Source organism: Ruminococcus sp. Marseille-P6503, from assembly GCF_900604945.1.
Taxonomy (GTDB): domain Bacteria; phylum Bacillota; class Clostridia; order Oscillospirales; family Ruminococcaceae; genus FB2012.
On record NZ_UWPB01000001.1, the window covers coordinates 269222 to 284433 of the forward strand.

Genomic DNA, 15212 nt, shown 5'->3' on the forward strand with positions numbered 1-15212 from the left:
TTTGGATATATACTAAAAAAGTGGACAAGTAAGATATAATAAAAACATCAAAATAAAAGACAAGTAGGAGGAATAAAAAATGTCAGGAAAAAGCAAACCGAAGTACACAGAGGAATTCAAGCAAACAATCGTAAATTTATATCAATCAGGGAAAACCTATTCTCAGATAAGTCAGGAATACGGAATATCGCACAGCGCCTTAGCCAACTGGATAAAGAAGTATTCAGAGGTCAAAATGGACGATAACACTATTCTTACCTCCAAGCAAATCAAGGAGCTTCAGAAACGAAACGCACAGCTTGAGGAGGAAAATCTGATATTAAAAAAAGCCATTGCGATATTCACGCCTCACTCAGACAAAGATTAAAAGCCGTTAAGCTGCTTTCCTGTGAACACAAAATCACAACACTTTGCCGTGTTCTCGGTGTAAACCGAAGTACTTACTACAAATACATAAATCACCGTGAAAGCAACCGCGAAAAGGAAAACCGCCATATACGCAAATGTATTCTTGAGCTTTATACAAGAACTAAAAAGCGTTTTGGCGCTGAAAAAATGAAAATTTGTCTTAAGCGTGATTATCGCATAAACATCAGCGCCGGCAGAGCGTACCGTCTGATGAAGAGTATGAACTTACCTAAAATGAGCACTGTTAAGCCATTTAAGCACAAATCAAAATCGGTTTCCAATGGAGAATGCAAAAATATTTTGTCTCAAAATTTCAATCAATCTGCTCCGAACAAGGCGTGGGTATGCGACTTTACGTACATAAGAGCAGCGGGAAGATTTTATTATTTATGCGTAATTCTCGATCTGTTTTCAAGGAAGGTGATCGCATACAAATTATCAAATAAAATTGATACTAAACTTGCGATAGATACCGTTAATTCGGCTGTTGCCGCAAGAGGCAAATCCATAGGTATAATATTCCACACGGACAAAGGGAGCCAATTCACATCCTCTGAATTTCGCAGACATCTGGACAATCTGAACATGATTCAGTCCTTTTCGGCAAAGGGGCATCCTTATGATAATGCTGTTATGGAATGCTTTTTCAAATACTTGAAAAAGGAAGAGGTTAATCGTAAGGCTTATTCTTCTCTTGAGGATTTAAACCTTGCTCTTTTTCAATACATTAACGGTTTTTACAATTCGGTAAGACCTCATTCTCATAATAACGGCTTGACTCCTATTCAAGCTGAATCCAATTTTTTCTGATTTTTCTTGTCCACTTTATTGACATTGGTTCAAAGATTAAAACTTTCTTTCACCTAACCCATCCCTATTCCATTCCTCATTTACATTCCACTATGCAAAGATTAAAACGTTCAACCACGCCACGCTGGAAAACTGGCTTTATGATTTACATTCCACTATGCAAAGATTAAAACGAGCGACGAAAGACGCAGCAGAGCAGGAGGCGGCAATTTACATTCCACTATGCAAAGATTAAAACTGCCATACGCCGTAAAGGCTTTTGTTCCGGCTTGTAATTTACATTCCACTATGCAAAGATTAAAACCGAATCCGCATTCCGAGCAGATAAATTCATCGACATTTACATTCCACTATGCAAAGATTAAAACCAGCCGCCTTTCGCTGTCGCTCTCCTTTGCCCCAAGATTTACATTCCACTATGCAAAGATTAAAACTTTCAAATTTATCTCCGAACGTCAACGAGCTGTTCTGATTTACATTCCACTATGCAAAGATTAAAACGCATTTGACCGCCAGCAGAAAGTAAAGGACACCATAATTTACATTCCACTATGCAAAGATTAAAACGAAAAGGTCACGCTTTATAAAAAGCGGCAGGGGCATTTACATTCCACTATGCAAAGATTAAAACTTATCCTTCCAATTTGCCCTACCGACTTATAAGTGATTTACATTCCACTATGCAAAGATTAAAACACATATATGACTAACATAGATTTTGAAGCTTTTGAAATTTACATTCCACTATGCAAAGATTAAAACAGAGGGAGATAAACTCCCTCATTTTACGTCGACTCTATTTACATTCCACTATGCAAAGATTAAAACACGTAGCGATATACCTGCTCGACTTTCTTTCTGAATTTACATTCCACTATGCAAAGATTAAAACAAATGATATGGTGTAAAAATTATAATTTTAATAACTATTTACATTCCACTATGCAAAGATTAAAACCTAATGCGGTTCTTCCTGCAAAGCATGAAATATTTTTATTTACATTCCACTATGCAAAGATTAAAACTGTTTTAGTTGTCGCTGTTGTCGGTTGGTTTGTTTTATTTACATTCCACTATGCAAAGATTAAAACTTGATGTATCTGCTGTTATGAAGCCTTTAAATAAAATTTACATTCCACTATGCAAAGATTAAAACGAGTCATGGCAGTATATACTGCAACATCAACGGCGATTTACATTCCACTATGCAAAGATTAAAACAGAAGCGAATTTGCGAATTGACCGACTTAAAAGTTTATTTACATTCCACTATGCAAAGATTAAAACTGAGTGCCTCCACGATAGAATCCGTGCGGAAACTCAATTTACATTCCACTATGCAAAGATTAAAACTAAGATTGAGATTATTATCCTGCATGAACCGCTCTGATTTACATTCCACTATGCAAAGATTAAAACTTATAGAATCTATAATAAAATTGGCGGTGGTGCTTTATTTACATTCCACTATGCAAAGATTAAAACAATTACTGAATGATGTTAATGCCATTATTGACTTATTTACATTCCACTATGCAAAGATTAAAACCATTTAATTATGTATTATTTGTGCGTATATTTTTAATATTTACATTCCACTATGCAAAGATTAAAACACAGGAAGTCATTGAAAGAAATTTAGTCACAGCATAATTTACATTCCACTATGCAAAGATTAAAACAGCGACGGTATGCAGTATCAGCTACAGATAATTGTAATTTACATTCCACTATGCAAAGATTAAAACGGAACGATTCTGACATGGCTTTTTGACAGCTTCAACAATTTACATTCCACTATGCAAAGATTAAAACAAGATTGGTTTGAAGCTGGGCGACTGAAAAATCCGTATTTACATTCCACTATGCAAAGATTAAAACTTTTATCGATCTTATGATTTCTCGACTTGTTGCAGTTATTTACATTCCACTATGCAAAGATTAAAACACTTATAAGTCTTTAGAGCAAATTGGCAGGGTAAATTTACATTCCACTATGCAAAGATTAAAACCTGTACAGCTAAAATTTTAGACTTTCTGTCAAAAGTATTTACATTCCACTATGCAAAGATTAAAACCGGAAATAAATTTTTAAATTATGAAAAACATAAAAAAATTTACATTCCACTATGCAAAGATTAAAACTAAATGGAGAGGAGTAACAAGAGTTATGTGTACAGTATTTACATTCCACTATGCAAAGATTAAAACGCTTCAAAATATCCATATGCTCCATACAAAAAAATATTTACATTCCACTATGCAAAGATTAAAACGCTGAATTGGTTAATGAAATTGCACAGGAAACAATATTTACATTCCACTATGCAAAGATTAAAACTCAGCTTCAAAATATCCATATGCTCCATACAAAAAAAATTTACATTCCACTATGCAAAGATTAAAACGCGCAACAGAAAAGAGGTGGTATAATGACTGATATAATTTACATTCCACTATGCAAAGATTAAAACTCAATTTTCCAAAATATAATAAATGGGCTTGCACTTAATTTACATTCCACTATGCAAAGATTAAAACCCCTTATTTTAGTGAGATGGGTTTAGGAAAAATTGATTTACATTCCACTATGCAAAGATTAAAACTATGTACGCTCTCTTTTACGCTATCTTTTTTAAAAATTTACATTCCACTATGCAAAGATTAAAACGATACGCTATGTCTTTCTTAGCCGCAAAGCAATACAGATTTACATTCCACTATGCAAAGATTAAAACCTATATGTACGCTCTCTTTTACGCTATCTTTTTAAAATTTACATTCCACTATGCAAAGATTAAAACTTTAAATTCTATATTAATTAATGAGGGGCGCATTTGTATTTACATTCCACTATGCAAAGATTAAAACTTTAACGACCCTGATATAAAAGCAGTTTTTCAGGGTATTTACATTCCACTATGCAAAGATTAAAACTTTCATACTCATCAAATATTTTATCAAGCATAATATCATTTACATTCCACTATGCAAAGATTAAAACTATATCACATATTGATTTATTTGTCAACAGAAGTAATTTACATTCCACTATGCAAAGATTAAAACCCCGAGCCTGATGGCCCAGAATCAACGTAAAATGATTTACATTCCACTATGCAAAGATTAAAACTAAAATGGCAATTAGTAATATGTATATTTCAACATAATTTACATTCCACTATGCAAAGATTAAAACGTAAATGCAATGCCGCCGTCTACCGATACATTGATATTTACATTCCACTATGCAAAGATTAAAACTTTATTCGTTACTTTTCTAAATCTGTGCATAATAGATTTACATTCCACTATGCAAAGATTAAAACCTGGATGCCTCTTTAAATTCACACATGTAAGAATAATTTACATTCCACTATGCAAAGATTAAAACTTGTGATACCCGTTCTCATACAATTCTAGGCAATGTATTTACATTCCACTATGCAAAGATTAAAACCTAAAGAGTTTATTGGTAATCAATTTTATAGTTCTGTATTTACATTCCACTATGCAAAGATTAAAACGGGTTATGTTCTTAAAGGTCTTTTATATTCTCGTATTTACATTCCACTATGCAAAGATTAAAACTGAGGTCAGCGCAATAAATGTAAAAACTGCTTCAAAATTTACATTCCACTATGCAAAGATTAAAACTACTTGTCAATGATTTCACTATCTTCTAAAGAAGCGATTTACATTCCACTATGCAAAGATTAAAACATAATCCATTTACTAATTATGATATATTTTATGCATTTACATTCCACTATGCAAAGATTAAAACTATCATTCTATTTTGGAACACAGTATCGCAAGGAGTATTTACATTCCACTATGCAAAGATTAAAACCTCAAATTGACGAATCCATTGTACCTGTGGTTCAAAAATTTACATTCCACTATGCAAAGATTAAAACGTGGCGTTACGGTTATTCCACTGCTATTGAAACGTAATTTACATTCCACTATGCAAAGATTAAAACGCGTACGCCAATGTAGCCTGAAAATATTATAGCAGATACGGTCAAAATTGTCAATGTATCAGAAAATTGGCCTGATTACGGTGAATTATATGGTAAAAATGGTCGTTATCCGCGTATTTTCGGGATTGTCGGTCATACGGATATTTTGCGTTATAAGGGGTCGACAGAATAAAAAATCCGCCGTATAGTTTTTAACGACGGGTCCTTTTGAATATTACAAAGTCATTTCATTGCTTACCGGCCTGCCGCAGCTGATCTCAAGATTTCCGTTAAGACATCTGAGCGCGTCGATCATTTCCTTTTCCTTGCCTTTTTCTTTCATTACAATTAAATAATCCAGCTTGTAAAGACTGCCGAGATTGGTGGTTTTAATATTGACAAGCTCGTATGAGCGCGTATATTTTCTGAGGATTTCTTCAAAGATTCCGCTGTAGTCCAGGCTTTCCGGAATAGTGATCTTCAGGTTCTTTTCTTCCAGTCTGGGCGCTCCCAGCTTTGTGTATGCCGCTAAAAGCATGACCGCGCACATGATTAAAGCAAACAGCGAGGCGATTCCGACATAGCCTGTGCCGCAGGCAAAACCCGCTGCCATAGCCATAAATATAGCTGAGATTTCTTTGGCGTTTCCCGGAACAGAGCGGAACCTCACCAGTGTAAATGCTCCGGCGACGGCTATTCCTGTGCCAAGATTGCCGTTTACAAGCATTATTATCATTTGCACAACAGAAGGCATTACGACCATGGTAAGCAAAAAGCTTTGCGTATATCGGGTCCTTCTTGAATACGCGAACGCCATTGCAAGTCCTATAACAAGTGAAAAAGCGGTGCATATCAGAAAATTCTGAACGGTCACTCCGTTGTATGTTATGCTGGAAAATAAGTCAGACATTTATATTTACTCCTTTGCTGTTTTGGATAGTTGACATATATGCCGTTCCGTATTTTGAGCACGATACCGGATAAAGCTTCAGCTTATCCAGGATATGCGAAAGCCACAGCGGCATTGAAGCAGAGATTTTGATTTCCATTATGTATTCGTCACGACCGAAAAGTTCGTCGCCGTATCCTCCCTTAGTAAGACTGGGATTTTCTTTGCGCCATCTCACGTTTTTATCAATAGTAAGCCGCAGACCGGGATCTGTTTTTCCTATATACGAAATACGGTCGTAGAAAAGCGCTCCTGACGGTAAAAGGCTGCCGTAAAAGGCGATAAAGCGTTCTATTTCGTCTGCGACCTGACCGTCCGGATGAGGTCCGCCGTTTACAAGCCAGTCGTAAGCTTCGGAGTAGGGCAGGCATATTCGGCGCTTGTATACTATTCCCTTGTATTTCTTTTTCAGTTCGGCAAAAGCGGGAGAATCTGCGCTCGGTACCCCATAGGTGCGAAGCCTAAGCTTTTCCTTATATATCGGTTTTTCCAGCGAGCTTCTTATCAGCCTGAAGTCGGGAGTGTCAAAATAAATATTGCATATTGTAGTGTTTCCGTATCGGTCGGGCGACATATACGGAAGTATACATTCTGTAAATTCCGAATACCTGTCGCCGTACAGCCTGTATTTAAGCTCATAGCGCTTGAACACGCTTTGATATTGCGCCATCAGTCAGCGGTTCTCCTTTCAGATGATTTATGAATACTGCTCGTTTACCCAATCCACCATCGGCTGTATGTTTGCGCCGCGCTTGCTGAGGAAATCCTTTATGCAGGATACGGAAGCGTATCCTCCGTTGATTGCATTGTCCGTACTGCCGGAGCCGGGGTATCTTTCAAAAAACTGATCGAAAAGCGGCTCGTAAGCGGCGGTATATTCATCAAGGACTTTAATGGCGTTTTCCTTTTCAAATACGCCCTCGGACATTTCAAGCAGCCTGGAATTAAAATCGCTGCGGAAATCCTCGTTAGTCATAAGGTACGCGTAGCAGAGCACCGCCGGATTATCGGTATTTCTGTCAAGAAGCCCCAAAGGCTTGTAGTTATCATCTTTTATAGTGTTTGCATAGGCGTCCCCGCCGCCGCTTACTCCTCCGAATTCCATATCATAGAACATAAAACGCCATCTGCCGTCGGCATATTCGTTGGAGGGATCAGTTTCTGTCGTTTTCCACATAGACCAGTTCTTGCCCGGCCAGTCCCATTTGTTGTTTATCCAGATTTCCGCCAGAAAATAATCTCTCACGCTTTCAATATCCACCAGCTTTGAAAATTCCTCGTAATCGTTCGGATCGGTAAGATCAGAGTGAGCGCTGAAAAATTCATTGAGTTCATTAAAGTAATAGCTCTCGTCTGTTTCTCCCTCGGGAAGCGTTCCTTCGTCAAGAGCGTATCCGAGCTCCAGACTTTCGGCGTCGCCCTTGTATACGGCTACGTTTTCCTTTACTACTCCGAAGTGATCCTCAAAATAGTTATCCGAATAATCCTCTTCGAGGACATAAACTCCCCAGTATTCTCCGTTCAGATAAACAACGCAAGGACGGGAGGCCTTAGTCGTGCAGTCAAGATCGCTGACCAGGTCCTGCCAGTAGGTATCGTTGAATTTTGAGGTAAAGGCACAGTTTCCGCCGGCGCGCAGAACCAGAGTTTTAAAATTGTCAATAGTTTTTCCTGATGTGTCTTTCAGCCCTTCGCCGAAAATGGGGTATCTGAACTTATTATCGCCGTAATCCCTGCGTGCAAAAAGCCTGAGCCCCTTTTGCAGGTCGGAACGTGAATAATTTCCCTGAATCCTGATTCCGCAGTCCTGTGAAAGAGCAAGCTCGGCGCCGTCGGCTGAAAACTCAAAAAAGTCAATATGACATTCCCGTTCCCACTCTCTGCCCTTCTGCTTGTAATTGGCGTCGAGCTGCCTGGCGGTTTCGCCGTCTATTTTTTCTCCGCTTTCAAGATATTCCTCGAAGGCGGCGTCAAAAATATCCCCTTTTACATAAATACCTTTTTCACTGTCAAACAGGTCGTCGTATTCCATGCTTATGCTTACTACGGCAAGCGTTGTGCCCATGGCTTCACAGCTTTCCCTGAGACCCTGGATATGCTCCTCCGGCGTTCCTATATAAAAAGTTTGGGTAAAGGACTGGGAATATGAACCGTCGTCAGCTTCCGCGGCGGCCTTGATAACGGTGCATTTGTCCACAGCCGATATATCTGGAGCCTTAACTGTAGCTTCAAAGCTCTTGCTGCTGTAATCGTATTTTGAGTAGTTTCCTGAAAACAGCGCCGGATCTACGGCGGAAACAATATTTTCATCGTTTTCCCTGTCGGTTATATCAATGGGAGCTTCATACAGAAGTCGTGTATCGCTGGTTCTGGGGTCGCTTCCGTCTGTGGTGTAATAAATGTTTTCGGCGCCGCCGCAGTCAAGCTCAAGCTTAAAGGCCTCGCTGTACAATCCGCTTTCTGAGGAAAAGGAAACTTCGCTGTCGTTCAGCTTGATTTCGGTTCCGTCTTCAGAAATGATAACGTTACCGGAACCGTTCGCATCGGAATTTGACGCGCCTTTGCCGGCGTTGCCGCAGCCTGTCAGCAATACCGCCGCAGTCAGCAGATACATTGTTTTCTTGAATTTCATATTATACATCCCCTCCGTAATGTACAAAGCTGCAATTTATGCATGATGAATAAATCAATAGTGTATTTATGATAAATAATTATAGCTTATTGCCAAGCAAAAATAAATAACATATAATACTGTTTGTTTAACATATAGTATCATTCTGAATATATTTATACGATTTTAGAGTCCTGATCGTACAATATTGGAGCGGACAGATAAAAATTTTATTTTTGTACACAATAATGCCTTTTTATGGCGTTTAAGCGTTTTATGCAAATAAGACAAAGAAAAAATGTTACTATAGGATAATTTTATTATATAATATGTTTATTCAATTGACATATCAGAAGTAAGGAGGTATAATATCAGTAGCTATTCAGGGCGGTCGCTGTACCGCTTGAGGAATTTCGGGGGCGCTTTAATGAAACAATTTATTAATGCGGCGGCAGGCGTTTTTGTGCCGCGGCTGTTATTCTGACAGGCTGCTCCCGTCAGCTTATAGACTGGATATTGTCGCGTATAGATTGGCTTGACGAGCAGTGGCTGATACAGTGACGCGCAGTCGGAAGCGGCGCTGCTGCTCAAATTCTCTTATATGATTTCTGAGTATTATGCTGAATGGTATTTTGCTGTAATATTGACGGTTTAGGGTATCTTCTGTCTGCCTGCAGGGAACAAAAGATACCCTTTCTGCTTTGCGGTACAATTTGAATTTCTTCCATATGCCAAAAACACTTGACATTTGTTATCAAAAGTGCGATAATATAATAGATTTTAAAACGCAGCCTTATTTATGCTGCGGATCGGCGAACAAATGGATTGGAGAATGGTCTAATGGCTGTACGAGTTGGAATGGTATCTCTCGGCTGTCCGAAAAATCAGGTGGACGCTGAGCATATGCTTTACGATCTCCGCAGAGAGGGTTTTGAAATAGTGCAGGACGCCGCGCTTGCCGACGCTGTAGTTATCAATACCTGCGGATTTATCGAATCTGCAAAGCAGGAGGCTATCGACACTATTCTTGAATTCTGTACGCTTAAGCAGGAGGGCAGGATAAAGGCGGTTATCTGCACCGGCTGTCTTGCCGAAAGGTACAGGGAAGAGGTGCTGAAGGAGATACCCGAGCTTGACGCTGTTATTGGTATCGGCTCTAACGGAAAGCTTTGCGAAATAATACGCCAGGCGCTTGAAAGCGATGAAAGTTTAACGTCGTTTGGCGAAAAAAGCGGGCTGTGCCTTGAGGGCGGAAGAATTATCTCTACTCAGCCGTTTTACGCTTATCTGAAAATTGCCGAGGGCTGCGATAATTGCTGTACCTACTGCGCTATTCCTTCTATAAGGGGACGTTTCAGAAGCAGGAAGATCGAGGATATAACCGCCGAAGCAAGGTGGCTTGCCGATAACGGAGTTACGGAGCTTGTGGTGGTGGCTCAGGATACCACACGGTATGGAGAGGATATATACGGCAAGCCTTCGCTGGCAGAGCTTTTGAGCGAGCTTTGCAGGATAGACGGGCTAAAGTGGATAAGAACGCTGTATGCTTATCCCGAGAGGATCACGCCGGAGCTGATAGACGTAATCGCAAAAGAGGAAAAGCTGGTAAAATATCTTGATATTCCGCTTCAGCATTGCAATAAGGAGATACTCAGGAGAATGAACCGTCACGGCGACGGTGAGTCGCTTAAAGCGCTGATAAACCGAATCCGCGAAAAAATACCGGGAGTAACGCTGAGAACTACTCTTATTACCGGCTTCCCGGGAGAAACCGAAGAGCAGTTTGAAGAGCTTTGCGAATTTGTAAACGAAACGCGCTTTGACCGTCTGGGCTGCTTTGCATATTCAGCCGAGGAAGGGACGCCAGCCGCTTCAATGGACGGTCAGATACCTCTTAAAATACGTGAAAGACGCGCGGAGATCATTATGGAGCAGCAGATGTTCATATCCGATTCCCTTAACGAGCAGATGCTGGGCAGAACGGTCGAGGTAGTTACCGAGGGATACGATCGTTACGCCGAATGCTGGTACGGAAGAAGCGCCGCCGACGCTCCTGAAATTGACGGAAAGATTTTCTTTATCAGCGATACCGGGCTGAACGCGGGGGAATATGTAAAGGTGCATATTGACGATACTCTGGATTACGATCTTATAGGCACCAGAGTTTAAACTAGGTTAATATTTGCGGATTATAATTCAGTATGTCGGCTGAATGAGCGCTGATTTCAGGAAAGGTATATCAGTAAAGGAAACGCATATTATTATACTGTCGTTTGAGCCGATGTCCGTTATTATCTGTATCCGACAGGAAGCAGGCAGAAAGGAAAGAATACACAGATGAATTTACCAAATAAGCTTACCGTGCTTAGAGTATGTCTTATTCCGCTGTTTGTGGCGGCGTTGCTGATAGACTCGATTCCCTGCAATATATATGCCGCGCTGGTTATTTTTGCGCTGGCTTCAATAACCGACTGGTTTGACGGCAAACTGGCGAGAAAGCATAATCTTGTGACCACGTTCGGAAAATTTCTCGATCCCCTGGCGGATAAAATGCTTGTGATGTCGGCGCTTTGCTGTTTTACATATCTTGACTGGATAGATCCGGCGGCAGTCGTTATTATTCTCGCAAGGGAATTTATGGTTTCCGGACTGCGGCTTGTGGTTGCAAACGAAGGAGTTGTCGTCGCGGCGGGAATATGGGGAAAGCTTAAAACAGCCTTCACGATGTTCGCGCTGATTGCAATAATGTTTTTGGTAGGATATTTCGGATTTGACAGAAATATTTTTATCGTCAACGAGATTCTTATCTGGATATCGGCAGTTCTGACGATCATCTCCGGCGGAATATATCTCAAAGGCTATTGGTCTTACATCGACTCCAGCAAATAACGGCTTTGCCGCTGTAACGTCAGGCAAAGCCGCTTCATACAATAGAAGAGTATCAAATGCGTAACAGCAAGAGTAGCATTGCGGTCGTCATTGCAGAGAAAAGCCGGTGGGTGAAAGGCTTTATGGCACGCCTTGCGAAGTGCGGCTGCCAGCAGGGCGTATTCGGGAACGGACAAAAGTCCAAGTATCGCGCCCCGTAGATTCTGCGTTAAGGATTTCAAGTCCGAATGCTTTTGACGTTCGGAAAAAATCAGAGTGGAACCGTAGCTTAAGGGCTGCCTCTTTAAACTGTGCACAAAGCATGGTCGGAGGCAGCCTTTTCTGATATATAACTATGAACGGAAATAAGATTATGATGAAGAAAGGAGAGGCGGAAATGTCGTTTATTGATAATATACGGTCGGATATTCAGTCGGTAAAGGACCGGGATCCGGCGGCTCACAGTTCGCTGGAGATAATTCTGACATATTCGGGACTTCACGCGGTCCTGATGTACAGAGCGGCTCACTGGCTGTATGTAAAAAATCACGGGACCCTTGCAAGGGTGGTATCTCAGTTTGCCAGATTTTTGACCGGAATCGAGATTCACCCGGGAGCAAGGATAGGAAAAGGTCTGCTTATCGATCACGGAAGCGGAGTGGTGATAGGCGAAACGGCCGAGATAGGAGATAACTGCCTGCTTTATCAGGGGGTGACTCTGGGCGGTACCGGAAAGGATCACGGGAAAAGGCATCCTACACTGGGAAACAACGTAATGGTAGGCTCCGGCGCCAAGATACTGGGACCGTTCAAGGTAGGAGACGGCGCGAAAATAGCCGCCAACGCGGTGGTGCTTGAGGAGGTTCCTCCCAACTGTACGGCGGTAGGCGTTCCTGCCAGAATAGTAAGGCGCAACGGAAAGAAAATGAAAAGCGGCTGCGATGATCTTGACCAGATACACATTCCCGATCCTGTGGCTCAGGAGCTGTGTCAGACCAAGCGTCAGCTGGCAAGACTGGAGCAGAGGATTTCTGATCTTGAAAAGAGGTAAGCCTTGCGATACGGCAGCCTGCAAAGACAAGGGAAGAAATATTCAGATACAGGAAACAATATATTTAAGCGGCAAAATAATTTGAAAAGAGGTTAAAATATGAACATCTACAATACCCTGACGCACAGAACAGAGGAATTTGTGCCGAACGTCGCGGGAAAGGTGTCAATGTATACCTGCGGCCCGACGGTATATCATTACGCCCATATAGGCAATCTGAGAAGCTATATAATGGAGGACGTGCTTGAGAAGTATCTTCGTTATGACGGATATGACGTAAAAAGAGTTATGAATATTACCGACGTGGGACATCTTACCTCCGACGGCGATACAGGAGACGATAAAATGCTCAAAGGCGCGAAGCGCGAGCATAAAACGGTGATGGAGATCGCAAGGTTTTATACCGAGGCTTTTTTTGACGACTGCAAAAAGCTGAATATAAAAACTCCTGACGTTGTAGTACCGGCGACCGAATGTATTGATGACTTTATCAGAGTGATTTCTTCGCTGCTTGAAAAGGGATATGCCTACGAGGCAGGCGGAAATATTTATTTCGATACCTCTAAGCTTAAGGAATACTATGTTTTTCATAATTTCAGCGAGGAGGATCTGGAGGTCGGCGTAAGAGAAGGCGTCGAGGAGGATAAAAACAAGAAAAACAAGGCGGATTTCGTGCTTTGGTTTACCAAGTCGAAGTTTGATTCTCAGGAGCTTAAATGGGATTCGCCCTGGGGAGTAGGTTATCCCGGCTGGCATATCGAGTGCTCCTGTATTTCAATGAAAAATCTCGGCGAATATCTTGACATTCACTGCGGGGGAGTGGACAATATTTTTCCTCACCACACAAACGAGATCGCTCAGTCTGAGGCCTATACCGGCCATAAGTGGTGCAATTACTGGTTTCATGTGCATCATCTTAATACAAACTGCGGAAAGATGTCCAAATCCAAAGGCGAGTTTCTGACGGTTTCTCTTCTGGAGAGCAAGAATTACGATCCTATGGTATACAGATTTTTCTGTCTGCTGTCGCATTACAGAAAGTCGCTGGTATTTTCGTATGAAAATCTCGACAACGCCAAAACGGCGTATGGTAAGCTCGTTTCCAGAATAGCCGCGCTTATGAACACAAGCGCCGGAGCTGTTGACAGCGCTGAATTTGACAGGCTTAAACGCAGCTTTAAGGCGGCAATGGACGACGACCTGAATACCTCGAATGCCATTACCGCCCTGTATAATGTTTTAAAGGCTGACGTGACCGCCGCTACTAAGCTTGCTCTTATTGAGGATTTTGATAAGGTTCTGTCGCTTGGATTGATCGAAGCGGCTAAGAAGCTTTCAGCTTCCAAGGCAGAGGATATTCCCGATGAGATACTTCAGCTGGCTGAGGAGAGAAGCCGTGCAAGAAAGGCAAAGGATTTCGCCCTTGCGGATTCTTTGAGGGACAGGATCTCACAGCTGGGATATGTGATTGAAGAAACAAGACAGGGAACGAAGATTTCTAAGAAGTAGCGGACCGCTCCGGCGGTCAGGCGCAGAACTGAAAGGACTTAAAATGAACGGAAACAATCAAATCAACGACCCATTCAGAAGAAGAAAAACAAGAACCTATTTTCAGCTTTCGCTTATTGCGGTGATTTTCGTTATCGTATTTGCCGTAATCATGTTTTTTGCCGGAGGCAAGGAAGATCCGGTGGATTATTCCGAATCTGATTTCATACAGCTTGAGGAGCCTGCGGATGACGCGCCTGTGGTTGTTTTTGAAACAACGGAGGGAACCTTCAGGGCGGTGCTGTTTGAAAACGAGGCTCCCGAGTATTGCAAATTTTTCGAGGGACTTGTAAATGACGGCTATTTCGACGGAACCTATGTCTGCACCCTGCTGCGAAGCGGAGATATTACAGGCGGCTTTATCGGGGGAAGCAAAACAAAGGACGGAATGGCGGACGACAGCACCGACGTTACGATGATCGATCTGGAGGTTTCGCCGAATATTCTTCCGTTGAACGGAACGTTAGGCTCATTGGTAAAGCAGGGCGGAACGTTCAGCAAGAGCAAGGCGGGAAGCGTTTTCACCGTTCTGGGCGACGCCGTGGATATTGAGGAGCTTAAGGAAAACACGGATTCCGAGGACGTAAACGGTTTTAAGCGCGTAAGCGGAATATTTGAAGAATACGGCGGAGTCCCTAACTATATTCAGATGTATACGTTTTTCGGGCAGGTATACGACGGCTGGGATGTGCTTGAAAAAATCAATTCGGCTCAGATCGTGGACGAAGACGTTCCGGACGATGAAAGCGACAAGAATTATCAGCCCGCTTCGGAAATCAAATTTACCAGAGTGTATATGTCAACCTATGGTGAACAGAATTCCAACGGCTACAGTATTCCTGTGAAAGCGGGAGCTTCCGCTAACAGCAGCGAAGGTCAGCCGGATCAGGACGACGGCTCCGAGGCGGCAGACTCCGGAAGCAGCGGTTCCGATTCATAAAAAAGCTCCCGTATTTTCGGATACGGGAGCTTTTTTGCAGAACGTTTGATTTTCATCAAACT

At 41.7% G+C, this 15212-nt stretch carries 9 protein-coding genes and 1 CRISPR repeat array; of the genes, 6 read left to right on the plus strand and 3 right to left on the minus strand.

The features are described from left to right. Window positions 1-79 precede the first annotated feature (79 nt). A protein-coding gene (locus EIH25_RS01250; RefSeq protein ID WP_124098111.1) for an IS3 family transposase occupies window positions 80-1218 on the plus strand; the annotation gives its coding sequence in 2 pieces (ribosomal slippage) (window positions 80-332 and window positions 332-1218; 1140 coding nt in all). Between the two features lie 13 nt (window positions 1219-1231). Continuing rightward, window positions 1232-5204: a CRISPR direct-repeat array (repeat unit 30 nt; unit sequence ATTTACATTCCACTATGCAAAGATTAAAAC). Window positions 5205-5418: 214 nt separating this feature from the next. Here EIH25_RS01250 and EIH25_RS01255 read toward each other — a convergent pair. Genes EIH25_RS01255 through EIH25_RS01265 form a run of 3 tightly spaced genes read right to left on the minus strand, consistent with a single transcriptional unit; the run spans window position 5419 to window position 8764 of the window. Further along, window positions 5419-6093 carry a DUF4956 domain-containing protein gene (locus tag EIH25_RS01255; protein ID WP_124098115.1) on the minus strand — a complete coding sequence of 225 codons (675 nt, stop codon included), beginning with the start codon at window positions 6091-6093 and terminating at the stop codon, window positions 5419-5421. Beyond that, entirely contained in the window at window positions 6086-6802 is a 717-nt protein-coding gene (locus EIH25_RS01260; RefSeq protein ID WP_124098116.1) for a polyphosphate polymerase domain-containing protein, read from the minus strand. Before EIH25_RS01260 ends, EIH25_RS01255 begins: the two co-directional genes overlap by 8 nt. 27 nt (window positions 6803-6829) lie before the next feature. Next, the gene (locus EIH25_RS01265) at window positions 6830-8764 is read right to left on the minus strand and encodes a CotH kinase family protein (protein ID WP_164489119.1); all 1935 of its coding nucleotides are present in this window, start codon (window positions 8762-8764) and stop codon (window positions 6830-6832) included. 819 nt (window positions 8765-9583) lie between these two features. On the opposite strand from EIH25_RS01265, the gene rimO reads away from it, so the two are divergent. From rimO to EIH25_RS01290, 5 genes are all read left to right on the plus strand, one after another. Further along, window positions 9584-10912 (plus strand): 30S ribosomal protein S12 methylthiotransferase RimO, encoded by a 1329-nt coding sequence (rimO, locus tag EIH25_RS01270; protein ID WP_124098118.1) that lies wholly within the window; start codon window positions 9584-9586, stop codon window positions 10910-10912. Between the two features lie 168 nt (window positions 10913-11080). Beyond that, window positions 11081-11632 (plus strand): CDP-diacylglycerol--glycerol-3-phosphate 3-phosphatidyltransferase, encoded by a 552-nt coding sequence (gene pgsA / locus EIH25_RS01275; RefSeq protein ID WP_124098119.1) that lies wholly within the window; start codon window positions 11081-11083, stop codon window positions 11630-11632. Between the two features lie 352 nt (window positions 11633-11984). Further along, entirely contained in the window at window positions 11985-12662 is a 678-nt protein-coding gene (gene epsC / locus EIH25_RS01280; protein WP_243113060.1) for a serine O-acetyltransferase EpsC, read from the plus strand. A gap of 99 nt (window positions 12663-12761) precedes the next feature. Then, entirely contained in the window at window positions 12762-14171 is a 1410-nt protein-coding gene (cysS, locus tag EIH25_RS01285; RefSeq protein ID WP_124098120.1) for a cysteine--tRNA ligase, read from the plus strand. A 43-nt stretch (window positions 14172-14214) separates the two neighbouring features. Further along, complete coding sequence (locus tag EIH25_RS01290; RefSeq protein ID WP_124098121.1) at window positions 14215-15150, plus strand: peptidylprolyl isomerase; 936 nt, start codon at window positions 14215-14217, stop codon at window positions 15148-15150. Window positions 15151-15212: the final 62 nt, after the last annotated feature.

Excerpts from the sequence above, each read along its gene's own strand:
- EIH25_RS01255 (WP_124098115.1), bottom strand. The coding sequence starts at position 6,093 with ATGTCTGACTTATTTTCCAGCATAACATACAACGGAGTGACCGTTCAG.
- EIH25_RS01260 (WP_124098116.1), bottom strand. The coding sequence starts at position 6,802 with ATGGCGCAATATCAAAGCGTGTTCAAGCGCTATGAGCTTAAATACAGG.
- EIH25_RS01265 (WP_164489119.1), bottom strand. The coding sequence starts at position 8,764 with ATGAAATTCAAGAAAACAATGTATCTGCTGACTGCGGCGGTATTGCTG.
- rimO (WP_124098118.1), top strand. The coding sequence starts at position 9,584 with ATGGCTGTACGAGTTGGAATGGTATCTCTCGGCTGTCCGAAAAATCAG.
- pgsA (WP_124098119.1), top strand. The coding sequence starts at position 11,081 with ATGAATTTACCAAATAAGCTTACCGTGCTTAGAGTATGTCTTATTCCG.
- epsC (WP_243113060.1), top strand. The coding sequence starts at position 11,985 with ATGATGAAGAAAGGAGAGGCGGAAATGTCGTTTATTGATAATATACGG.
- cysS (WP_124098120.1), top strand. The coding sequence starts at position 12,762 with ATGAACATCTACAATACCCTGACGCACAGAACAGAGGAATTTGTGCCG.
- EIH25_RS01290 (WP_124098121.1), top strand. The coding sequence starts at position 14,215 with ATGAACGGAAACAATCAAATCAACGACCCATTCAGAAGAAGAAAAACA.